The organism is Ruegeria sp. A5, from assembly GCF_056543005.1.
This window is the reverse complement of the sequence record NZ_JBQGAV010000001.1, coordinates 691,441-714,371: the sequence shown is the minus strand read 5'-3', so window position 1 is coordinate 714,371 and position 22,931 is coordinate 691,441. Positions and strand designations below refer to the sequence as shown.

Here is a 22,931-nt window from a genome sequence, read left to right as displayed (position 1 = left end):
TTCTATGACTTGCTTAGGATGGCGTTCAGGTCGGATCGGGTGCGGACGGGTATCTGAATGGTGTGTTTTGGTCCGTTTGCACGGGACTCAGGCACAAGCACGAAAGCGGCTAGCGCATAAGAAAACAGATACAGCAAGGTCGGCAGCTCCGATTCCATGTCGGTATGGCCTCCACATAATGCCAAACGATGCGTGTGTCATCAAAGGATCACATTCGCGATTTGACGCAGGTGCGAATTGTACACGCCGCGGGTTTAGGATGACAAATGTACAGACCTATGCTGTCATATCATTACGAAGGTTTTTTGCATGCATTCCGGCAATACCTGGTGGAGCAGACGCCATGTGGCAACACAAGCAAAACACACCGATGGACAAACCTGTCAAGCGGCGTTGCCACCGATGTCGTGGGGCAGGGCGCGCACCCTGCGAGATCTGCAAGGGAACCGGTGAAGTGATCAAGAGCCGAGAACAGTATGGCAAGCCGATCTCAAGCCGATGTGACGGATGCTTTGGCCTGAAGACCATCCGGTGCAATATTTGTGGTGGCGAAGGGTTTATCTGATTTTTCCGAACCAAACGCAAAAAAGCCCGGCTGAAACCGGGCTTTTCTTTGGAATTTGATTAACCCTCAGAGGCGTTGTCGGCGGTGCAGCTTGCGACCAGCTCTTCGTACTGGGCGGTAACCCAACCCAGCGCCGCCTCGGGGTTTTGTTCCTCGATCTTACTGCTGAACTGTTCGAACACCTTGGCCGAGCGGCTTTCATCGACCATCGTGTAGGATTGACCGGTCATCACGGTGTCGTAGACGAAGAACGCAATCGCAACCAGCAATATGCCGCGGGCGATGCCGAAGAAGAAGCCAAGCGCCTGATCCAGCCCGCCAAGCGCGGAACGCTGCACAAGTGAAGAGAATAGCGGCGTGAAGATGCTGACTACGATCAGTGCAATGGCGAAGACGGCGGCAAAGCCGGTAATCACCGAAAGCTCACAACTGTCGCGCAGGAATTCACCGACCACTGGCACTTCTTTGACCAGCGGTACAGCCTGCGGCGCAAAGATGAATGCTAGAACTGCCGCGGCGACCCAACCTGCGATGGCCAAAACCTCGCGCATGAAACCGCGCGAATAGGCCAGCAAGCCCGACAGCACGATGATCAGGGCCACAACCCCGTCAATTATTGTAAAACCTTCCATGGCCCTCGCCTGTTCGTTTTCTGCCCCTCAAGGCGCGACTTTACCCTGCTCCGAAGGTTTCGCCAACAAACCCCACCAAATCAGAGGGTCGGGTGAGTGTCAGACCTGCCACAGTGCCAGTTTTGCCACCTGCCGGAGCAATTGCCGCTGTGAAACCAAGTTTTTGCGCTTCTTTCAACCTGTTTTCGGTCTGCGGGGCTGGTCTAAGTGCCCCGGATAGCGAGATTTCTCCGAAAACGACCGTATCGGCAGGCAGGGCGGTGTCTTCACGAGCGCTGAGCAGTGCAGCAGCAACGGCGAGGTCGGCAGCAGGTTCGCTGACTTTCAGCCCTCCGGCGACGTTCAGGTAGACATCGAGCCCGGCAAAGGGGATGCCGCAGCGTGCTTCGAGCACTGCAAGGATCATGGCGAGCCGCCCGCTGTCCCAGCCAACGACCGTGCGTCGGGGCTGCGAATGGGGCGAGGGCGCAACCAGTGCCTGCAGTTCGACCAACACGGGGCGGGTGCCTTCGATACCTGCGAACACGGCGGAACCAGGGCTGGGCTTACCGCGTTCCGATAGGAACAGGGCCGAGGGGTTGGTGACTTGCGCCAGCCCTTTGCCGGTCATTTCGAAGACGCCAATCTCATCCGCTGGGCCAAAGCGGTTCTTAACGGCGCGCAGGATGCGGAACTGGTGCCCGCGTTCGCCTTCGAAGTAAAGCACGGTGTCGACCATATGTTCGACTACACGGGGGCCAGCGATCTGGCCTTCTTTGGTGACGTGGCCAACCATGATGATCGATACGCCGTGGCGTTTTGCAAATGTCGTCAGCTCATGCGCTGCGGCGCGCACCTGCGACACCGAGCCCGGCGCGCTGTCGACATTGTCGGCCCACATCGTCTGGATCGAGTCGATGATGGCGAGGCCGGGTTTTTCTGCCTCTAGCGTCGTGAGGATGTCCCGAAGGTTGGTTTCAGCGGCCAATTGCACCGGCGACTCTTCCAGACCTAACCGGCGCGCGCGCATCCTAACCTGCGCGCTGGCCTCTTCGCCCGAGACGTAGATGGTTTTGACACCTTTGCGGGCAAAACGTGCGGCGGCCTGTAGCAACAGGGTGGACTTGCCAATACCGGGGTCTCCGCCCACCAGCAGGGCCGATGCAGGGACAAGGCCGCCGCCGAGGACGCGATCCAACTCTTCAACCCCGCAGAGGGTGCGGGGCGGCGGTGTTTCTTCGGTCGATAGGTCGGTGAGCGCGATGGATTGGCCGCGCTTGCCGCCGAGTGACTTCTTGGCTGGTCCTGCCGAAAGCGGCGCTTCCTGAACGATAGTGTTCCATTCGCCGCACGCATCGCAGCGGCCCGACCATCTGGTGTGAGAGGCTCCGCAGGCCGAGCAGGAGAAGGAGTGTGTCTTTGCCATGTCGCCCTTGGTGCCCGAGGAAAGGCGGTTCTTCAAGCCCTTGCGGGCTTTCCTCACCGCCGGTGGCGCGCCACGTCCTCAGGCCCTTCGGGCCATCGTCCGCTGCGGGCGCTAGACACGCCTATTCCGCGGCACGCGGCGGGGTCATCGCAACCACGCTGCCTGGTGTTTGATCGTCCGTGGGGGATTGCAATTGCGCCGACAGTTCCGGAAGCAGATCGAACAGCTCATCCCTGAGGCGCGCGAGTTGCGATTTGGCGATGGATTCCTCGATCTCGATGTCTCGGGTCCATTGGCGCAGCTCGTGCTGGATGATTTGGGCTTCCTCGATGCGCTGCTGGAATTGTTCGACCTCTTCCTGACGTTGCCGCAGGAAGGCACGGGCGCGTTCGACCTTTGTGTCCCCATAGGTCTCGGCCAGTTCCTGGCTGATCTGGCTCATCTGAGCAGCCAGTTCCAGCACCTGCGGTTCGAGCCCCTGCAAATCGGGGTGATCGCGCAGGAAGGCCATGCGCTCTTTCACCGCGTCGAATTCGGAGGCCAGCGCAAAGGCTCCGCTGCGGTCGGCGGCATGGGCGACCTGATAGGCCCCGGCCACGTCCTGCATATTCATTGTGAACTTACGATGGGTGTTTTCAAGCGCCATCATGCGGGCGTTCGATGGCAGATAGAAGACCAGCATCAGGATCAGGGCGGTTAATCCGATCTGGATATAGATGCCTGCGTCAATTGTTGCACCGTTGCTGAGACCGGCCTGCAACGAGAGCCAGGGCAGGATGCCAATCGCGGATAAAATGGTGGTCGTCACCGCGAACAATGCTGCGGCGCAGATCAGGAAAAAAGTGAGCCTTAATAAGGTATTCTGAAATTGCAATGTTATTGTGTGGAGGGCGGCCATGATCGTCGTTCTCCTTCTTCAACCGGTACAAAAACCGGGCCGAAGCGGAAGGTTAGACAGACGCGAAGTGATCCGCTACGGACCCGAAAACTACAAAATTTACTGCTCGAAATATAAAGATGATACTCAGAAATCTGTTTTCAATCAATTAGGTCTGAGGTTTTCGTGATCCAAATGTCATCTCTGTAATATGGCCCAGTGCAAGTGAGGCCAGAATGCAGCCGGTGAACAGGTAGAGACCCCATGCGGTTTCGATGGTGGCGTATGAGATGCCTTTGGCCAGCGTGATGTAGAGCGCGATGAGGAAGATATCGGCCATCGCCAGCTTGCCGAGGATGTTGAGCGCGGGCTGGACGCGCGGGTCCAGCAGGTTCCATTGGATCAGCGCGGTGCCGATGGTTTTGACGTAGGGCGCGAAGAGGGCGAAGACGGTAACGATCAACGCGAGGAAGATGTCGGACTTCCACAAGGACTGGAGCCCGGTGATGACGCTGATTTCACTGAGGCCGAAGATCGGGAGGAGACCGGCGCGCATCAGCGGGGCGAACCACGCGATGGGGTAGAGGATCAGGAGCGAGAGGGTGGCGAGGCGGAGGGTCATTTTAAGTCGCTTCTGTCGGCGTAGTTTTCGCGGTACTTTCAACAACTCTGTGCACGCCGACCAATTTTGCGAAAAACTCAGCCACTAACAAAATTATTTCTGGATCAGGGACAGAGCCGGTCCCCGAAGTAAAATACCTTGCCCGGTAAGGCGTGTCGAAACTTAGATTCAAGATCGCTAACTGTTCCTGGTAGTCAGCAAGTTCAGGTCGCTTTAGCGGCTCAAGGTGAATCTCGTACTTCTCCCTAAAGTACTCATGTCTGCAAAGCACATCCTTTAAGGCCGCGCGGTCGTCTTTTGAGATCGAAAGGAGAGACGCAGCTCTAAATAGAAAGACAAGATCGTGTCGTCTGTGTTTGTTTCTTTTAAGACGTTTGCCGTCCGAGTACTTGAAGCCTTTGAATTTGAGAATCTTTTCAGGCTGAACTCCGTGCGCGCGAAGTAACGACTTAAACGCAAGCTCCGTTGCGTGGCCGCATAGAAAAACCAATGGGCCGGTCTCAATTGCAAGATCGCGAATGTATGGGTAATTCTCGGTCCTATTCCGCGCAAAAAGCGTCTTTGCTGCTTCTATGTACGCTAGACACTTTCGTGCCTCTCCAAGCGGGGAGAAATCGAATGATTTTGCTTCTTCACCGTTCACCGCACCGCCTCAATCGGCCCTTCAGCGCTGCCACTGATAAACTGCTCCACATAAGGATCACCCGAGGCGTCCATCTGCCCGACTGGACCGGTCCACTGGATCACACCTCCGTGCAGCATGGCCACGTTGTCGGCAATCGCGCGGACCGAACTCATGTCGTGGGTGATGGTCATCGCGGTGGCGCCCATCTCGGTCACGATTTCTCGGATCAGGTCGTTGATGACGCCGGACATGATGGGGTCGAGGCCAGTGGTAGGCTCATCGAAAAAGATAATCTCGGGCTCGGCGGCGATGGCGCGGGCGAGGCCGACGCGTTTTTGCATCCCGCCCGACAGCTCGGCCGGGAGCCGGTCGGCCACGTTGGATTTCAGGCCGACGCGGCGCAGTTTTTCGATGGCGATTTCGCGGGCTTCATCCGCCGGGCGTTTCAGCGAGCCGCGCAGTAGGCGGAAGGCGACGTTTTGCCAGACGGGCAGCGAATCGAACAGCGCCGCCCCCTGAAACAGCATCCCGAAACGGGCCAGAAACGCGTCGCGGTCGCCTTTGGTGGCGTCCTTGCCGTCGACATAGATCATGCCGCTGTCAGGCTTGATCAGGCCGAGGATACATTTCAGCGCCACGGATTTGCCGGTACCCGAACCACCGATGATAACCATCGAGGTGCCCTTGGGGATCTCAAGGTTCATGCCTTGCAGGACGTGGTTGTCGTCAAAGGCCTTATGTACGTTCTCCATCCGGATCATAGCGAGAAGAACACCCCTGTAAGAACGAAATTGGCGGCGAGGATCAGCACGGCAGCAGCCTCGACCGAGCCCTTGGTGGCGCGGCCCACGCCCTGCGCGCCGCGGCCCGATGACATGCCGTAATAGCAGCCCATGATGGCGGCGATCACACCGAAGGCGGCACCTTTGACGAGTGACGAAACGATATCCCGCGCTTCAAGGAAATCGACGGTGTTTTTCAGATAGGCTGCCGGGTTGAAGCCCAGATTTTGCGTCGCGACGGTGTAGCCGCCTGCAATGCCGATGATATCTCCGACCCCGACCAGCGCTGGAACCGTGATCAGGGCGGCCAGCAAGCGTGGGGCGGTGAGGTATTTCATTGGATGGGTGGACAATGTGACCAGAGCGTCGATCTGCTCGGTCACTTTCATCGTCGCAATCTCGGCGGCGATCGAAGACGTCACGCGGGCGGCGATCATCAGGCCGACCAGCACCGGGCCAAGCTCTCGCACCATGCCTATGGCGACGATCTGGGGCACAACGGCTTCGGCGTTGAAACGCGCGCCGCCTGCGTAGATCTGCAGCGCCAACGCGCCGCCGGTGAAGATGGCGGTCAGGCCGACCACGGGCAGGGACAACCAGCCGATATTCAGCAGGGCGATGCCGAACTCGCGCGGATAAAACGGTGGTCGAAAAATGTGCGAAACCGCGTCGAGCGCGAACAGCGCGACGCGGCCAAACGCGGCGAGCATGGTCAGGATAGAACGCCCCAGCTCACCCAGCAATGAAACGGGATTCATTCCACGTAGCCCCGCGAAAAGCGACTGCCGAGCGAGGTCAGAATTTCATAGCCGATGGTGCCAGCGGCTTCGGCCAGATCATCGACGGTTTGGTGCCCGTTCAGGATACGCAGGCGATCAGGTTTATACGGCAAGTCAGTCACATCCACGGTGATCAGGTCCATCGAGATACGTCCTACCACCGGGCAGGGCTGATCACCAGCGAATGTATCGATGCCGCCCCCAATGGCGCGATGCAGCCCATCGGCATAACCGGCCGCAACGGTCGCAATCTTCGACGGGCGGCGCGCGCTCCAACTGTTGCCGTAGCCGACGGTCTCGCCCACGGCGACGTCGCGCACTTGAATCACCGGCAGATCGACGGTGACGACCGGCTTGGCCCCGGCAAAGGGCATCCCGCCGTACAGGCCAATCCCTGGGCGGCAAAAGTCAAAGTGGAATTCCGGCCCCATCAGAGTACCACCCGTCGCCGCAAGCGAGCGCGGCGCGTCGACGCCATCGGTCATCTGTTTGAACGTGTTCAACTGTTGGCGGTTCATAGGGTGTTCAGGCTCATCCCCGCAGGCCAAATGCGACATTATCACCAACGGGTTCAGGGCAAGGGCTTCGTGCCGCAGGTCGGCCCAGTCCGCAGGCTCAAGCCCAAGGCGATTCATACCGCTGTCGAGCTGGATACCAAAGCCATGATCGGGCAGGGCCTGACGATGACGCTTGAATTGTTCGGGCGAGTTGATCAACGGCGTCAGATCATGCTGGCGCAGCAGATCCGTGTCACCCTCCATATGTCCGGAAAACACCGCAACCAGCGGGCCGGGGCCCACAGCCTCACGCACGGCCACGCCTTCCTCGGCAACGGCGACGAAGAATTTTGCAACGCCTTCCTCAGCCAGCGCAGAGGCGACTGGACCGGCACCTAACCCGTAAGCGTCAGCTTTGACCACTGCGCCGGTCTCAACCTGGGTCTTTGCGTCAAGCGCCTGCCAGTTCTGGGCGAGCGCGTGCAGATTTATCGTCAGATGTGCGGTACTCATAAACGCCGTTCATCACATAGGATTGGCCCAGGTCAAGGGGGAGCACCTTAATTCTTGGCGGGTTTATGCGCCTCATAGGCCGCTTCCAGCTCGGAACGCAGGAAATCCGCAAATAATAAGGGGCTAAACTGAGGTTGGCCGGTCCCGTGTAGGGGTTCGATGATTGTGCTGACATGAGGATCAAAGAAGAACGGAACGCTATATCGTTCACGGCCCGAACGGTTGATGACCCGATGCGGCGTCGAAAGCAGGCGACCGTTCGACATCCGGTGCAGCATATCCCCGACATTGACGACAAAGGCGTCGGGACGGGACGGAACGTCAACCCAATGCCCTGACGGTGTTTTGACCTGCAAGCCGCCCACCTGATCTTGAGCAAGCAGCGTAAGGCATCCGAAATCAGTGTGCGGGGCCGAGCCGAATAGATCATCGGGGCCGGTCTTTGCTTGCGGAGGATAGTGAAGCAGACGCAGCCAGAATGTAGGCTCATCAAACGCGGAAAGGACCGAGAAATCCTGCGCCTCGCAAGCGATCAGCGCGATATGCATCAATCTGCGTCCAAGGGCCGACATAGCCTTAACGTAGGTTTCCAGGGTGTCGCGAAAATCCGGTAGATCAGGCCATCGGTTTGGACCCGAGAGGTAGATATCGGGATCAACGCCAGCATCCTCGCGCATCATCATGAAGCTGGCGGATTGGTTGGGTTTTTTTACATCGGCCAGTGTTGAGTTCACATCTGTCGATGTGTTGATGGCGATGTATCCGCGATGCGTGTGGTCGACTGCGATTGCCAGCTTTTGATCCAGCGGCAGCGCGTGAAACTGTTTTGAGGCTTCGAACACATCGCGCATCAGCTGCGGGTCTATTCCGTGATCTTCGATATAGCCGAAACCAGTCGTGCCGTAGGCCGAACGAAACTCGGCCGCGATTTCCTCATCAGGGCGTGCACCCAGACGAATAACGGGGATCTCTGTGAATTCAGTCATGTCTCTCTCGCTTATAGGGGGAAGATTGCAGGGGCAAAAATGCCCCCGGTCTATCCCGCAAAGCGTTTGCGGCGATGCCCGAAATGACGCGCCAGAATCACGCGCCGGGGTAGGGGATTGAGACAAGCTTGCATGGCCCGATCCGTACACATCGGACCGGGCAGGTCAAGGAATCAATAGCCCTCGATCTGGCTGTCCTGTTGCCAAGGTTTGACCAGATTGCCAAATCGGGTGAACTGAGCTTCGAACGACAGCTCGACCGTGCCGATGGGGCCGTGGCGCTGCTTGCCGACGATGACCTCGGCCTTGCCATGCAGGCGCTCCATGGCCTGTTTCCACTCTTCCATCTTTTCCAACTCGTGATCGCCGGGTTTTTCGCGTTCCTTATAGTATTCCTCGCGGAACACGAACATCACAACGTCGGCATCCTGTTCGATCGAGCCCGATTCCCGCAGGTCAGACAGCTGCGGGCGTTTGTCGTCACGGCTTTCTACCTGTCGGCTGAGCTGTGACAATGCGATGACCGGGATGTTGAGTTCCTTGGCGATGGCTTTCATGCCCATCGAAATCTCGGCGATTTCGTTGACGCGGTTGTCGGCCATTCCGCGGCAGAGCTGAAGGTAGTCGATCACCAGCAAATCCAGCCCGTGCGTCCGCTTCAGCCGCCGTGCACGGGCAGCGAGTTGCGAGATTGGCAGGGCGGGGGTGTCATCAATGAACAGCGGGCAGGCTTCCAGTTCTTTCGCGGCGTCCACGAAGCGGCGGAACTCGGACTCGGTCATGTCGCCCTGGCGGATTTTGTGACTGGAGATCTCAGAAGCCTCGGCCAGAACCCGGCCCGCAAGTTGCTCGGCGCTCATTTCGAGTGAAAAGAACCCAACCACACCGCCGTCGATCGCACCTTCAGAGCCGTCCGGCTTGGTGCCGCGCTTGTAGGCCTTGGCCACGTTAAATGCCACGTTTGTTGCCAGCGATGTCTTACCCATCGACGGACGCCCGGCCAAAATGATCAGGTCGGACGGGTGCAGGCCACCCAATTGCTTGTCGAGATCGGCCAGACCGGTGGAAATCCCCGCCATGCCGCCACCGCGTTGGTACGCCTCATTGGTGACGTTGACGGCTTCTGTGACCGCCTTGAGGAAGGATTGAAAACCCTGTTCGGTCTGGCCCTGCTCGGATAACTGATAAAGCTGTTGCTCGGCCTCGACGATCTGTTCTTTGGGCTCGCTGCTGACATCGACCCGAGCCGCCTTGTCTGAAATGTCCCGGCCCAGCCGGATTAGCTCGCGCCGAATGGCGAGGTCGTAGATCATCTGGGCGTAGTCATGCACCGCAAAGGCACTGATTGAGGCACCGGCAAGCTTGACCAGATAGGCCGGACCACCCAGTTCCTTCAGGCCCTCATCCTCGGCCATGAAAGACTTCAGCGTGACGGGTGAAGCCAGCGCATTTTTAGCGATACGGGTCGACGCGACTTCGTAGATGCGCGCATGAACCGGATCATAGAAATGCTCGGCCCCAATAATCGATGCGACCCGATCATACAGATCGTTATTCGTCAGAATCGCACCCAGAAGCTGCTGCTCGGCCTCGATGGAGTGCGGCATTGTTTCTGGGTTCTGAATCTGTGCGGCGGCCTGCTCGATACTGCTGATCTCGTTCATTGCTGTTCTCTTTGTCCCCTGGACAGAGGCCATAGCGCGGCCCTGTGAGTCGGCGCAAATTGTATGTTTTCTGGGGATATGCTGTGCATATCTCTCTGCCCCATCATATTGAAGGATGAGGCAGGGTTGCGTCAACATCTTGTGGATGAAGCGATCGACGCAGCGGTCAGTGTTTCCATTCTGAAAACAGTTTGCGCAACGTCAGCTTTTATGTGCGTCCTGCCAACCGCGCGGGTCGTTCAGGAAGGCCTCGACGCCATCAAGCGTCTCTTCGTCAAAGGCCTTTTGCGCTTTGGCTTCCGCCAAAACATCCCACCAAGTACAAAGCGAGTGCAATTTTACGCCGTGATCGCCCAGCGTTTTCTCGGTTTCGGGGAAAATACCATAATAGAAGATCACAGCCGTATGCCCACAGGTCGCACCGGTTTCGCGGATCGCGTCGACAAAGGACAGTTTTGAGCCTCCATCGGTGGTCAGGTCTTCAACCAGCAGTACCCGCTCACCCTCGCTCATCGCGCCTTCGATGCGGGCGTTCCGGCCGTAGCCTTTGGGTTTCTTCCGCACGTAGGTCATTGGCAGTGCCATGCGCTCGGCCACCATTGCAGCGAAGGGAATACCTGCTGTCTCGCCACCGGCGATATTGTCAAACGCTTCGAACCCCGCGTCGCGCATCACGGTAACCGTCAGGAAGTCCATCAGGGTCGAGCGGATGCGCGGGTACGAGATCAGCTTGCGGCAATCGATATAGGTCGGGCTTGGTAGACCGCTGGCCAGCGTGAAAGGTTCGCGGGAATTAAAGTGTACGGCTTTGATCTCCAGCAGCATCCGTGCGGTCAGGCGGGCGATTTCGGTGCTGTCGGGGAAGGAACTGGGGATCATGGCGCAAACCTCTGGGCTGAAAGGGTGTCGCAGGCTGATAGCCTGACCCCCGGCCCAGAGTCGAGAGGGCACGCTAAAAGAAAAGCGGACCCCCAAGAGGTCCGCTTGATGCCCTTGCGGGCAGAGCAGCCAAGGTGGGCTTGACTGCTCATTTCTCAGGCTCGCTTTCCGCAATCGGCAAGACTGTGCCTTCAATCTCGGTTTCGACGTGTATGCGAGGCGAGGTAAGAAGCGCAACCACCATTGCCGTCACAAATGCGTAGGCTGCCGCGCAGTAACTGTATTCAGCGCCCAGTATTCGAATTGATGCGATGAAGGGTGCAGGTTTTCTTAGGTCCGAGCCAGATCAGCAAGAGCGTCGCTCAAAAGGGTCAAAGCGTGGTCCCGCGCAGCGCGACGTACGTTATCCCGTCCCTGCGCTCCGAATTCCACGGTCTCGGTTCGGGTCGGTTGACCCTGTGCAGCGAGGCCAAAGCATACGCGGCCTTCGGGTTTGTGTTCGGACCCGCCGGGGCCCGCGATGCCGGTGATCGAGACCGCCAACTGTGCCCGCGAATTCTGCAGGGCGCCATTGGCCATTTCCCGGGCGACTTCTTCTGAAACTGCTCCATATGTCTCAAGCGTATCGGCGCGCACGCCCAGCATCTCTTGCTTTGCGGTGTTGGTGTAGGTGACAAAGCCGCGCTCAACCACGGCGGAGCTGCCAGGGATGTCAGTCAGTGCAGCGGCGACCATACCGCCGGTACAGCTTTCAGCAGTGGTGATCATCATGCCCTGCGCCTTGGCGCGATCCAGCAGGTCGACAACGATCATTGACCCATGACTCCATGTGAGATACCGGCGAGGACGACCACACCGATGGCCGCAAAGACGCCAGCGATCACATCATCCAGCATGACACCCATCGGATCTCCACGCCGGTCGGCCCAGCCAATGGGACCGGGTTTGGTAATGTCGAAGAGGCGGAACAAGAGAAAACCCGCGATCCAGCCGGGCCAGAGCGCTGTGATGTCGATCCCATGCGCCCAAGACGGGTAGGAAATCGCCCATATCGCGATGAACTGGCCCGCGACTTCATCAATGACAATTTCGGACGGGTCGTGGTCATCTTGTCCAGCTGTCATCACTTGCGTAGCCCACAGGCCCCCGAAGAAAACCGCGAGTGTTGAGATGACCAGCAAGGGGAAGCCACCCAGCGTATGCAGAACCCATGCCAGCGGCAAAGCAGCCAGCGATCCCCAGGTGCCGGGGGCAGGGCGGAGGTAACCGACGCCGCAGACGGTTCCGATTAGACGAGCCGCTGTCATGACTTCACCAGACAGGCAGTTGCGAGCGAGGCAATGCCTTCGCTGCGACCGGTAAAGCCCAGCCGTTCGGATGTGGTGGCCTTGACCGAGACCTGATCGGTGCGCAAGCCCATGATCCGTGCCATTTCGGCACGCATGGTATCGGCATGAGGGCCGATCTTGGGAAATTCGCAGACCAGTGTGCAGTCGACATTCGAGATCTCATAGCCCAACTGCCCAGCCAATTCGACTGCGTGGCGCAGGAAAATTTCACTCGCTGCACCTTTCCACTGCGGATCGGAGGGCGGAAAATGCTGACCGATATCACCCCGCGCCAGTGCGCCATAGATCGCGTCGGTGACCGCGTGCATCCCCACATCTGCATCGGAGTGACCTTGGAGCCCACGATTGTGCGGCACCTTCACACCGCAGAGGATCACGTGATCTCCGTCACCAAAGCGGTGCACGTCGTAGCCGTTGCCCAGCCTTACATCCATATTCATACCCATTGTACGTTCGGCCCGGGCGAAATCCTCGGGCCGTGTGATTTTCAGGTTATCCGCATCGCCCGGAATAATCGCGACTTCGACTCCTGCAGCGCGCGCGACTTCTACATCATCCGCCGCACCTCCGGGATGGGCTGAATGGGCGGTGGTGATTGTGCCAAAATGAAATCCCTGCGGTGTCTGCGCAGCGTAAAGGCCGGATCGATCATGCGTTCCTGTCACCATCGAGCCGTCTCCTGTCCATAGCGCATCCGTGACGGCCAAGCCCGGAGCAGCTGCCGTATGCGTGTCGAGTGCTTTCAGAACATCGCCGATTATCCGAGCGCTGACGCAGGGACGGGCAACATCGTGAATCAAAACCTTTTCAACGCTGTACGCTTCCAAAGCCTGCAACCCGTTGCGCACTGATCCGGCGCGGTCTGCACCGCCGGGTGCAAGGATCAGGTTTGTCGCGCTGAATTCTTCCCAAACGGCTGTGTCGTCTTCGGCCAGCACCAAAACGAGGTGATCAACCAACCCTTCGAAGCGGTCAATCGTCCAATCGGCCACGCGCCGCCCAGCCAAGGCACGCCACTGTTTTGGCACTCCGCCTCCGGCGCGCTGGCCGCGCCCGGCGGCGACGATGATGGCGGCTGTGGTCATCTGAAAGGTCTCCTGATTGGGGCATTGTTTAGGGGTCGGTGAATGCAGAGGCAATCACCCGCGTCAATTTGCTTAAAAAATAAGCATATGATGATTTTGTGGGCTTGAATGCTCCCGTTTTATTGTTCATATGCCGCAATTTCGATATCAAACGCACAACTGCTCAAGGATTAAGCACATTGGCCCTGCGTCTTGCTGAAAAGGATCTGACCCCTCCGGTGCTCTTGGCGCCAATGGCCGGAATCACCGACCGGCCTTTTAGGGACCTTGTGATGCGCTTCGGCGCGGGCATGGTTGTCAGCGAAATGGTCGCCAGCCAAGAGATGGTGCAGGCCAAACCAGGCGTACGTGAACGGGCCGAGCTGTCGGCGGATGTGGAAAACACCGCAGTGCAATTGGCCGGACGCGAGGCGCATTGGATGGCCGAGGCCGCCCGGCAAGTCGCTGACCGGGGCGCGCGCGTGATCGATATCAATATGGGTTGCCCAGCAAAGAAGGTAACCAATGGCTATTCCGGTTCAGCTTTGTTGAAAACTCCGGACCATGCACTGACGCTGATCGAGGCCGTTGTGGGTGCAGTTGATGTGCCTGTTACGCTGAAAACGCGGCTAGGCTGGGACGACAATCTGTTGAACGCACCGGATGTGGCGCGGCGGGCGCAGGACGCAGGCATCCGGATGGTGACCATCCATGGGCGTACGCGCTGTCAATTCTATAAAGGCCGGGCAGATTGGCGGGCGATCCGGGCGGTGAAAGAAGCCGTCTCGATCCCTGTCATCGCAAACGGTGACATCGTCGATACCGAGGCCGCGCAAATCGCGCTGAATCAGTCCGGGGCCGATGGCGTCATGGTAGGTCGGGGGGCGCAGGGCAAGCCCTGGCTGCTGGCGCAGATTTGCCATGATCTCTATGGCGCTGCTTCTCCAACCATTCCCACGGGCACTGAACTGATCGAGATGGTGCGTGGCCACTATCTGGCGATGCTGGAGTTCTACGGTACCGATCTGGGCCTGCGCGTCGCACGCAAACATCTCGGATGGTACATGGATGAGGCCGGAACACCCGCCACCTTGCGGCGGGCTGTCCTGACATCCCGCGACACCAATGAGGTGTTACGGCTTTTGGCAGATGCGCTTAGTGGCACGGCGGAGGCAGCAGCATGACCTCTGACCAGAGCATCTGGACCTCGCTTCCGGTTCCGGCGTTCATTATCGATGCCGAAGATCGGATATCGGACGTCAACTCCTCGGGTGAGGGGTTTCTGAACGCCTCCCGCAAGGCAGTGATTGGACACCCGGTCTGGGATCAACTCGCGGTTGACGCGCCGTTGGAAGAGGCGTTTCTGCGCGCGCGTCAACAAGGTACACCGCTGTTCGTGAACGATGTGGACGTTGGGTCGGGCAATCGCGCGCCGCTACAATGTGCGCTGCAAATCGCGCCGCTGATGGGGCATCCCGGTTCAATGATCATGATCATCTCGCCGCGCGAACTGGCCGGTCGGATGACCCGTGGCAACACTGTGAAATCGGCAGCGCAGTCTGCGATTGGTATGGCCGAGATGCTGGCGCATGAGATCAAGAACCCTTTGGCAGGGATCACCGGTGCGGCGCAATTGCTCAGCATGAATATTTCGCAGCAAGATCTTGAGCTCACTGACCTTATCGTTGAGGAAAGCCGCCGCATCGTGAAGTTGTTGGAGCAGGTAGAACAGTTCGGCAACCTGTCTCAACCCGATTTCAAACCGGTCAATATCCACGATGTACTGGATCGCGCGCGCCGGTCAGCGCTGTTGGGTTTTGGCGCGCATATGACGATTATCGAGGATTACGACCCCTCGCTGCCCTTGGCCTATGGGGACCCGGATCAGTTCCTGCAGGTGGTTCTGAACTTGCTCAAAAACGCTTCGGAAGCTGCTGATGGCAACGGTACAATCCGGCTGCGTACCTATTTTGAGCATTCATTCCGACTGCGGCGCAGTGACGGTTCGGGTCATTCGCTGCCTCTGCAGATCGAGATTATTGATGATGGGCCGGGCCTGCCGGAAAATATTCGCAGTGATATTTTCGACCCCTTCGTGTCAGGCAAGGAGAACGGCACCGGGCTTGGGCTGGCGCTGGTCAGCAAGATCGTTTCCGACCACGACGGCTGGATTTCGGCTGAATCTGTGCCCGGACGCACTAGTTTTCGACTGTCCCTGCGACGTGCACCGAACGACGCGTATGAAAAGGAGAGCATCTGATGGATGGCACAGTTCTGGTTGCCGATGACGACCGCACGATCCGCACGGTTCTTACACAGGCCCTGACGCGGGCGGGGTGCAAGGTTCACGCGACATCTTCGCTGACCACGCTGATGCGCTGGGTAGCCGAAGGCAAGGGCGACGTTGTGATCTCGGATGTGGTAATGCCGGATGGAAACGGGTTGGAGATGCTGCCAAAGATCGCGCAGGACCGTCCCGGTTTGCCGGTCATCGTGATCTCGGCCCAGAACACCATCATGACAGCCATTCAGGCGGCTGAGGCCGAAGCTTACGATTATCTGCCAAAGCCTTTCGATTTGCCCGATCTGATGAAGCGCACCGCGAGGGCGCTGGATCAAAAGCAGCGGGTACAGGCTGAGCCGGTGATGGCCAGCGAAGACCGCCCTGATGAACTGCCGCTGGTTGGGCGCACCCCCGTGATGCAGGCGCTTTATCGTCTGGTCGCCCGGGTGATGAACACGGATCTGTCTGTGATGATTTCTGGTGAAAGTGGGACGGGTAAATCTCTGATAGCACGCGCTATTCACGATTTCTCTGACCGAAGGACACTGCCCTTTGTCACCGTGACAGCTGCCGATCTGAGCGATTTGGAAGGCCCGGCACGGGTTATGGCGCGCGTACGTGGTGGTACGCTGCTGATCGATGAAATTGCCGATATTGATGATGAGATCCAGGCCCGTATCGTGCGCATGATGGACACGCCGGGCGATCACGTGCCGCGTTTCATGGCCACAAGTCAATCAGATCTGACCGACGCAATGGAAAGTGGTCGCGTACGACAAGATCTCTATTACCGTCTCTGCGGTGCGACGATCCACGTGCCTGCGTTGCGCGAACGGGTTGATGATATCACCTTGCTGACCGATCACTTTCTGGCGCGGGAGGAGCGGGAAAGCGGCGCGCAGCGTCGCCTCAGCCCCGAAGCGGTCGAGTTGGTGCGCCGGTATTCCTGGCCCGGCAATGTCCGACAGCTTGAAAATGCGATCCGGCGTCTTGGTCTAACCAGCCGTTCTGATGAAATCTCGCGCACCGAAGTTGAGATGGTGCTGGGTAGCCAGCCCGAGGCCGAACCAGTTCTGGGTGATGGCGAGCGTGAGAAGCTGTCATCTTCTGTTGGTCGTCACCTGCGCCGGTATTTTGATCTGCACGGAAACATCCTGCCGCCTCCCGGCCTCTATCAACGTATTCTACGCGAAGTCGAGGCACCGTTGATCGAAATCGCGCTGGATGCGACTGGTGGAAATCAGGCAAAATGTGCTGATCTCCTGGGGATTAACCGGAATACGCTGCGGAAAAAGATTACTGACCTCGATATTCAGGTGACACGCCGTCGCAAACTGATGTAATATCGCCACACAAACAGTGGCATTCGGGTTCGACCCCGGGAACGACCACGATATATGGCGGTAAGCCGCGCAAGCGGCACATCAGAATGAGGGCAGACGGTGGCAAGCCGGGCACAGAACGGGCCGATCCTATCGATCAACCGGTGGCGCAAGTCCCGGAGGATGCGCAATTTCAGTACCTTGGGATTGGTTATGCTGGGCCCGGTTCTGGCGCTTGCAACCTATCTCGTCATTGGCCCTTTTGATCTTGGCGCGGCGGCACCGACACTGCGGCTGATTTTGTTGGCTGATCTGGTCTACGTGCTGGTCGTAGCTGCGCTGGTGTTGGGCCAATTGTTCAGTCTGATCGCCGCACGTCGCGCGAAATCTGCGGGCTCCCGTCTTCACCTGCGCCTGATCGGCGCTTTCACGCTGTTGGCTCTGGTGCCGACGGTCACGGTGGCGATTTTCGCCGGGCTGACGGTGAATATCGGCCTTGAAGGTTGGTTCTCGGACCGTGTGCGGCAGGTGGTTGGGTCGTCACTGACTGCGGCCGAAGCTTACGAACAGGAACACCGCGAGGGCCTGACGCAGGATGCGGTTGTTCTGGCGCGTTTCCTCGATAACGCGCGATCGTTGGATTATTTTGTCTCAGACGCCGAATTGCGAGAGGTTCTGGCCCAGGGGCAGGCCCAGATACAACGCGGTTTGCGCGAGGCCTATGTGATCGATGGCAGCGCCGAAATCCGATCGCGCGGTGATCGGTCCTACCTGTTCGACTACGAGGCACCAACCCCCGAAGAGATGATCGAGGCCAATGATCAGGGCGTGGCCATCATTGCCGATTGGGAGAACAGCGAATTCCGCGCGCTTGTTCCTTTGCATGCCTATCTTGACCGGTATCTTTATGTCAGTCGCGAGGTTGATGGGCAGCTTCTGACCTTGCTTGATGAAACCAAAGAAACAGCACAGTTCTACAGCCAACTGGAAAGCGAGCGGGGCAGGGTCCTGTTCGAATTCGGCCTTCTGTATCTCGGCTTTGCTGTGATCCTGATTCTGGCCGCGATGTCGCTGGGCATGTGGTTCGCTGAACGTCTTTCTCGCCCTGTTGGACGGCTGACAACGGCGGCGCAGCGCGTTGGTGCTGGTGATCTGAGTGTTCAGGTCATCGAAGAGGCCAGCGATGACGAAATCGCGATGCTGGGCCGCTACTTCAACCAGATGACTCGTCAGTTGAAGGGGCAGCGCGACACGCTGTTGGAAAACACTCGCCATATCGAACGTCGAAGGCGGCTATTTGATTCAGTGCTAAGCTCGGTGACATCCGGTGTCGTTGGCGTTGATTCAGAGGGCTGTGTGACCTTTGTGAACCGATCCGCCGAACGTCTTCTGGGCTGGTCTGGTGGAGAGCAGAACCTGGCAATCGGCATCGCTGTTCCCGAATTTTTGCCTTTGTTCGAAGCCCTTAAGGACAGCGGGCAAGAGGCGGTCCAGGGGGAGATCAAGGTAACCCGCAAAGGCCGGTTGGAGAACTTACTGGTACGCATGGCGACGCGGCGTGGCGAGGATGGAAGGCTGGAAGGCTACGTTGTGGCCTTTGATGACGTGACCGATCTGGTAAGCGCGCAGCGCATGGCGGCGTGGGGTGATGTGGCCCGTCGCATTGCGCATGAGATCAAGAATCCGCTGACACCGATCCAACTGAGCGCCGAGCGAATCAAACGCAAATTCTCGCGCAAGCTGGACGAGGACGATTGCGATAGCCTGGAATCGATGACCGACGTGATCGTGCGGCAGACCAATGATCTGCGGCGGATTGTTGACGAGTTCTCGAAATTCGCACGCATGCCCGAACCGGAACGGCGCGAAGAGAATATCGTGACGCTAGTGCGTGAGGCGGTTCTGTTGCAGCAGGCGGGTCAGCCTGATGTTCAGATCGATGCGGACTTACCTGAACAGCCCATTTTGGCGGATGTGGATTCGACCATGTTGAGCCAAGCGTTGACGAACCTGATCAAGAACGCGGGCGAGGCTATTGAAACGCTGAAAGAAAAAGGCGCACCGGACAATCTGAAACCTCAGATCAAAGTCGTAGTCTCCACTGACGATGCAGGAACGCAGATCACCATTGCGGACAATGGCATCGGTCTGCCTGAGGACAGGGCACGGCTGTTCGAACCTTATGTGACTACGCGTGACGAAGGCACAGGCCTTGGCCTGCCCATCGTAAAGAAGATCATCGAAGAACATGGCGGAGCGCTGACATTGGAAGACGCGCCCACATTCGACGGACAGGACCATTTCGGCGCAATGGCTGTCATTCGTCTACCCGGGGCCTCAGGCGGCCCGACAAATGCGCCGGAAAAACAGGCGATTAAAACAAACAAACTGAAAGCAGGCCAAAGATGAGCGACATTCTGATCGTAGATGACGAACGCGATATTCGCGAATTGGTGTCCGACATTCTGGAGGACGAAGGCTATTCCACCCGGTTGGCGGCAAACTCGGACGAGTGCATGTCGTCGATCAATGCTGAACCTCCCGGACTGTTGATCTTGGATATCTGGCTGAAAGACAGCCGAATGGACGGGATCGACATCCTGAAAGCTGTAAAACGGGACAACCCGGATGTTCCGGTGGTGATCATTTCCGGACATGGCAATATCGAGATTGCGGTGGCGGCTATCAAGCAGGGGGCTTACGACTTTATCGAAAAGCCCTTTAACATTGACCAGTTGATGGTGGTGATCCGCCGTGCGATGGAAACCTCGCGCCTGCGTCGCGAGAATGCCTCGCTGAAGCGGCAGGAAGTCAGCTGTTCAGACATGATTGGCAATTCTGCGTCGTTCCGAGCGATGCAGGGGCAGTTGGATAAGGTAACAAAGTCGAATGGCCGGGTTATGCTCAGCGGGCCGGCTGGGTCGGGCAAGGAAATTGCCGCGCGCTATATCCATGCCCATTCCAACCGGGCGAATGCCCCATTTGTGACGGTCAATTGTGCGGGGATTGAACCTGAGAGGGTTGAAGAAGTTCTGTTCGGACGAGAATCGTCTGAGCGCGGAATCGAGTCAGGCCTGCTGGAAGAGGCGCATGGCGGCGTTGTCTACTTCGACGAAGTCGCTGACATGCCGCTGGGGACGCAGTCCAAGATTCTTCGCGTGTTGGTTGATCAGCAATTCCAGCGTGTCGGTGGCTCTGACAAGGTGCGGGTTGATCTGCGGGTCATTTCCTCGACCAACCGCGATCTGGAAGAAGAGATCGCCGCCGAACGGTTCCGCGAAGAACTGTATCACCGGCTGAATGTGGTGCCGATTGCGGTTCCCTCGCTGGAGGAACGGCGAGAGGACATCCCGGTTCTGGCGCAACATTTCATCGAGATGTGCAACGATACACAGGGTCTGCCGATGCGCGAGCTGTCGGATGAGGCTATTGCTTTGCTACAAACGATGACATGGCCGGGCAATGTGCGTCAGCTGAAGAACCTGATCGAGCGGGTGCTGATCCTTGGTGACAGCACTGGCCCGATCGAGGCCCGCGAGTTGCCCAACGAAGAAGAGAAATCCGACGAGTCCGGGCGCGTGGTACTGTCTGGCGCACTGGCGACGCTGCCGCTGCGTGAGGCGCGCGAAGCGTTCGAGCGTGAATATTTGCTGACCCAGATCAATCGGTTTGGTGGCAACATAAGCCGCACGGCCAGTTTTGTCGGCATGGAACGCAGCGCCTTGCATCGCAAGCTCAAGTCGCTGGGCGTCGTGACCTCGAACAAATCCGGTGCGCGGGTGGCTCAGATTGACGAGCCCGAACCAGCCGAGTGATTGCCGCGCCGAATACAAAGACCGCAGCCGTTTCCATCGGTTTTCCCGCCTTTGGTAAACGGTTGAAGCGGTTGCGGCGGTCGGTTGGACTTAAGCAATCCGCCCTCGCAGATCTGATTGAAGTCGACCAAACCACGATTTCCCGGTGGGAAAACGGGGGTCAAACGCCATCGCCGCATATTCAACAGTCCGTTTTTGCAGCGTTGGGGCCGGTTCGGGTGCAGGATTCTGCGCTGAAACGTCTGGTCGTTCATTCGGCAGAGTGCTTGCACCTTGTCGAAGAGGCCAGCCATACCTGCCTTGCTTATTCGGGCAGCCGGGCGCGGGATTGGAAGACCTCACAGCGCGCCTTGCTGGGCGTTTCGCTTTGGCAATTTGCAACGGATGAGATCAGGCAAGCCGAAGCAGAACTGCAGAAAGATGGCTGGTGGGATTTGCATTCGCCTTCACCCAAAGCGTTTCTGACTTCCGAGGCTGTGCATGATCAAATCAGGATCAGCGCCGGGCAAATCGTGTGGGAGCGGTTGTATCTGGGTGATGGTACTCCGGTCCGTCTGGTCAGCGGGCGGCGCGAAGTCACCGCATAATTTATGCGTTCCGCTGGCAGGTTAGGCGCGATAGACCGGCTGCATGAGTGACTCTTTTCGCACATTCTTGCAGGTCATGCTGATCTGGTTTGCTGGCCTCGGTGCGGCAACCCAATTTGCAAAGATTGCCGTACCATTTTCTGATGTGGGGCTGTTGTACCCGGACAATGCTGCCGTGATCGGCTGGTTGCTGTCCATTATCAGTCTAATGGGGGCTGCCTTGGGCGCGATATCCGGAGCGATCACAGCGCGTATTGGGCCAAATCGTCTATTGCTATCAGGGCTGGTGCTCGGCGGCGCATTATCTTTGCTGCAAGCAAGCTTGCCGGTTTTTCAACTGATGCTGCTCAGCCGGGTGATTGAGGGGCTGTCACATCTAGCGATTGTGGTAGCGGCACCAACGCTGATTGCTCAGATCACATCCGGTCGGGCGCGGTATAATTCCATGGTGCTGTGGAGTACATTCTTTGGCGTTGCATTCGCATTAAACGCTTGGGTTGGGCTTCCCATCGTCGATCGTTTCGGACTGCCCACATACTTTGCCATGCACGGGGGTCTGATGCTGCTGATCGCCGCGCTGATCGCGCTTAGCGATCTGAAAACCGACATGGGCCAGACGGAGGGTGCCGGGTGGGGGCTCTCCACCTTCCTTGATGTGCATATCAGGACCTACCGCTCACCCTTTATTTCGGCCCCGGCAATTGGCTGGTTCTTTTACACGCTGACATTTGTTTCTCTGTTAGCGATCCTGCCGGGGCGTTTACCCGAAGGGCAGGGCGCATCGATTGCAGCACTTATGCCCCTGGCAGGGATTGTACTGTCATGGCTGCTGGTGCCCTTGCTGTTGACCGTCCTGTCCTGCGTCAGCGTCGTCAATCTGGGCTTTGTGCTGGGGATCGCGACGATCATCGCATTGTTTCTGGGGGCGCCCCTTACGTTCGGATGTATCGCCTTGTTTGCCGTGCTCGGGCTTGTACAGGGCGGCAGCTTCGCCGCAGTGCCAGAGTTAAACGATACCACCGAAGCCCAAGCCCTGAGTTATGGTGCGATGGCGCAGATGGGCAATGCCGGAAACCTGCTTGGAACCCCGGTATTGCTGGCGATATTGCTGGGCGTCGATGAGGCTGGCATGTTTGTAACCGTCGCCGCGTTCTATAGCATCGCGATCATAGCGCATCTGCTGCTGGCGCGGCGTCGCAAATCAGCCGGCTTGTCCCGGAGTGATGATCTGAAATGACCCGTCGTCGAATTTCACGAAACAGGACGCGCTGTTCAGCGGCGGGAGCGTCGTGGTGCGCGTGGGCGTGACCCGCGATTTGACACCTTGTTTGCAAGGCGGAAGGCTGACCGGGCGATAGCCCTTTTGGGCCATGCACTGCGCCTCGACCTTGTTTCTCAGCCCCTGATTCACGTCGACGGTATAGACCCGCCCAGGCTCCCACCATCCGGGGTTGCGATAGCAGCGTCCTCGGCCATCGCAATAGGTGCGCCCGGGCCAATAGACTGGCGGGCTCTGCCGGACCTGATTGGCGACAGGGGCGTCCTTGAGCGCCTGCACCTGGCAGTTCGTGGTCTCGGTCTGCATCCGCGAGACGCTCTCACCTTCGCGATAATACAAAGAAAGCGGACCACAGGCGGACAGCGTCAGCAGGCAAATCAGAGCAGGCAGAATGGTTTTCATATG

At 58.2% G+C, this 22,931-nt stretch carries 23 protein-coding genes; 7 read left to right on the top strand and 16 right to left on the bottom strand.

The features are described 5' to 3' along the window. Positions 1-2 precede the first annotated feature (2 nt). The 15 genes from ACR0AY_RS03595 to ACR0AY_RS03525 all read right to left on the bottom strand — a co-directional run bounded on the left by ACR0AY_RS03595 (position 3) and on the right by ACR0AY_RS03525 (position 13,260). Positions 3-158 (bottom strand): hypothetical protein, encoded by a 156-nt coding sequence (locus ACR0AY_RS03595; RefSeq protein ID WP_170396817.1) that lies wholly within the window; start codon positions 156-158, stop codon positions 3-5. Positions 159-624: 466 nt separating this feature from the next. Beyond that, on the bottom strand, positions 625-1,197 hold the full coding sequence (locus ACR0AY_RS03590) for a CvpA family protein (RefSeq protein WP_170421967.1): 573 nt from the start codon (positions 1,195-1,197) through the stop codon (positions 625-627). 40 nt (positions 1,198-1,237) lie between these two features. After that, positions 1,238-2,602, bottom strand: a complete 1,365-nt coding sequence (radA, locus tag ACR0AY_RS03585) for a DNA repair protein RadA (protein WP_170396821.1) — start codon at positions 2,600-2,602, stop codon at positions 1,238-1,240. 121 nt (positions 2,603-2,723) lie between these two features. Beyond that, a complete protein-coding gene (locus ACR0AY_RS03580; RefSeq protein ID WP_170509585.1) occupies positions 2,724-3,500 on the bottom strand; it encodes a DNA repair protein in 777 nt (258 codons plus the stop codon). A 148-nt stretch (positions 3,501-3,648) separates the two neighbouring features. Further along, positions 3,649-4,101, bottom strand: a complete 453-nt coding sequence (locus ACR0AY_RS03575) for a paraquat-inducible protein A (RefSeq protein WP_170396825.1) — start codon at positions 4,099-4,101, stop codon at positions 3,649-3,651. 1 nt (position 4,102) lies between these two features. Next, positions 4,103-4,744 (bottom strand): hypothetical protein, encoded by a 642-nt coding sequence (locus ACR0AY_RS03570; RefSeq protein WP_170509587.1) that lies wholly within the window; start codon positions 4,742-4,744, stop codon positions 4,103-4,105. Next, entirely contained in the window at positions 4,741-5,487 is a 747-nt protein-coding gene (locus ACR0AY_RS03565) for an ATP-binding cassette domain-containing protein (protein ID WP_170509590.1), read from the bottom strand. Before ACR0AY_RS03565 ends, ACR0AY_RS03570 begins: the two co-directional genes overlap by 4 nt. After that, the gene (locus tag ACR0AY_RS03560) at positions 5,484-6,266 is read right to left on the bottom strand and encodes an MlaE family ABC transporter permease (protein ID WP_170509592.1); all 783 of its coding nucleotides are present in this window, start codon (positions 6,264-6,266) and stop codon (positions 5,484-5,486) included. Before ACR0AY_RS03560 ends, ACR0AY_RS03565 begins: the two co-directional genes overlap by 4 nt. Continuing rightward, positions 6,263-7,297, bottom strand: a complete 1,035-nt coding sequence (alr, locus tag ACR0AY_RS03555; RefSeq protein WP_170509595.1) for an alanine racemase — start codon at positions 7,295-7,297, stop codon at positions 6,263-6,265. The genes ACR0AY_RS03560 and alr overlap by 4 nt, the downstream gene beginning before the upstream one ends. 47 nt (positions 7,298-7,344) lie before the next feature. Then, positions 7,345-8,283, bottom strand: coding sequence for an isopenicillin N synthase family oxygenase (locus tag ACR0AY_RS03550; protein WP_170509598.1), 939 nt, complete (start codon positions 8,281-8,283; stop codon positions 7,345-7,347). Positions 8,284-8,456: 173 nt separating this feature from the next. Next, a complete protein-coding gene (locus tag ACR0AY_RS03545; protein WP_170421945.1) occupies positions 8,457-9,947 on the bottom strand; it encodes a replicative DNA helicase in 1,491 nt (496 codons plus the stop codon). Positions 9,948-10,148: 201 nt separating this feature from the next. After that, entirely contained in the window at positions 10,149-10,826 is a 678-nt protein-coding gene (locus tag ACR0AY_RS03540; RefSeq protein WP_170406124.1) for an orotate phosphoribosyltransferase, read from the bottom strand. Positions 10,827-11,156: 330 nt separating this feature from the next. After that, positions 11,157-11,639 carry a CinA family protein gene (locus ACR0AY_RS03535; RefSeq protein WP_170509600.1) on the bottom strand — a complete coding sequence of 161 codons (483 nt, stop codon included), beginning with the start codon at positions 11,637-11,639 and terminating at the stop codon, positions 11,157-11,159. Beyond that, a complete protein-coding gene (locus ACR0AY_RS03530; protein WP_170406118.1) occupies positions 11,636-12,133 on the bottom strand; it encodes a phosphatidylglycerophosphatase A family protein in 498 nt (165 codons plus the stop codon). The genes ACR0AY_RS03535 and ACR0AY_RS03530 overlap by 4 nt, the downstream gene beginning before the upstream one ends. Then, positions 12,130-13,260: a bifunctional 2-C-methyl-D-erythritol 4-phosphate cytidylyltransferase/2-C-methyl-D-erythritol 2,4-cyclodiphosphate synthase gene (locus tag ACR0AY_RS03525; protein ID WP_170509603.1), complete on the bottom strand. Its 1,131-nt coding sequence runs from the start codon at positions 13,258-13,260 to the stop codon at positions 12,130-12,132. Before ACR0AY_RS03525 ends, ACR0AY_RS03530 begins: the two co-directional genes overlap by 4 nt. A gap of 179 nt (positions 13,261-13,439) precedes the next feature. Here ACR0AY_RS03525 and dusB point away from each other — a divergent pair, with 179 nt between their 5' ends. From dusB to ACR0AY_RS03490, 7 genes are all read left to right on the top strand, one after another. Continuing rightward, positions 13,440-14,423, top strand: coding sequence for a tRNA dihydrouridine synthase DusB (gene dusB / locus ACR0AY_RS03520; RefSeq protein WP_480453725.1), 984 nt, complete (start codon positions 13,440-13,442; stop codon positions 14,421-14,423). After that, complete coding sequence (locus ACR0AY_RS03515; RefSeq protein WP_170396849.1) at positions 14,420-15,499, top strand: two-component system sensor histidine kinase NtrB; 1,080 nt, start codon at positions 14,420-14,422, stop codon at positions 15,497-15,499. The genes dusB and ACR0AY_RS03515 overlap by 4 nt, the downstream gene beginning before the upstream one ends. Continuing rightward, positions 15,499-16,866 carry a sigma-54-dependent transcriptional regulator gene (locus tag ACR0AY_RS03510; protein WP_170396851.1) on the top strand — a complete coding sequence of 456 codons (1,368 nt, stop codon included), beginning with the start codon at positions 15,499-15,501 and terminating at the stop codon, positions 16,864-16,866. The genes ACR0AY_RS03515 and ACR0AY_RS03510 overlap by 1 nt, the downstream gene beginning before the upstream one ends. A 162-nt stretch (positions 16,867-17,028) precedes the next feature. After that, a complete protein-coding gene (locus ACR0AY_RS03505) occupies positions 17,029-19,254 on the top strand; it encodes a sensor histidine kinase NtrY-like (protein ID WP_480453723.1) in 2,226 nt (741 codons plus the stop codon). Continuing rightward, entirely contained in the window at positions 19,251-20,660 is a 1,410-nt protein-coding gene (gene ntrX, locus ACR0AY_RS03500; RefSeq protein WP_170396856.1) for a nitrogen assimilation response regulator NtrX, read from the top strand. The genes ACR0AY_RS03505 and ntrX overlap by 4 nt, the downstream gene beginning before the upstream one ends. Continuing rightward, complete coding sequence (locus ACR0AY_RS03495) at positions 20,657-21,247, top strand: helix-turn-helix transcriptional regulator (protein ID WP_480453721.1); 591 nt, start codon at positions 20,657-20,659, stop codon at positions 21,245-21,247. The genes ntrX and ACR0AY_RS03495 overlap by 4 nt, the downstream gene beginning before the upstream one ends. A 43-nt stretch (positions 21,248-21,290) precedes the next feature. After that, positions 21,291-22,484, top strand: coding sequence for an MFS transporter (locus ACR0AY_RS03490; protein WP_480453719.1), 1,194 nt, complete (start codon positions 21,291-21,293; stop codon positions 22,482-22,484). On the opposite strand, the gene ACR0AY_RS03485 is transcribed toward ACR0AY_RS03490, so the two are convergent. Then, the gene (locus ACR0AY_RS03485; protein WP_170406102.1) at positions 22,449-22,928 is read right to left on the bottom strand and encodes a hypothetical protein; all 480 of its coding nucleotides are present in this window, start codon (positions 22,926-22,928) and stop codon (positions 22,449-22,451) included. The genes ACR0AY_RS03490 and ACR0AY_RS03485 overlap by 36 nt on opposite strands. Between the last annotated feature and the right edge of the window lie 3 nt (positions 22,929-22,931).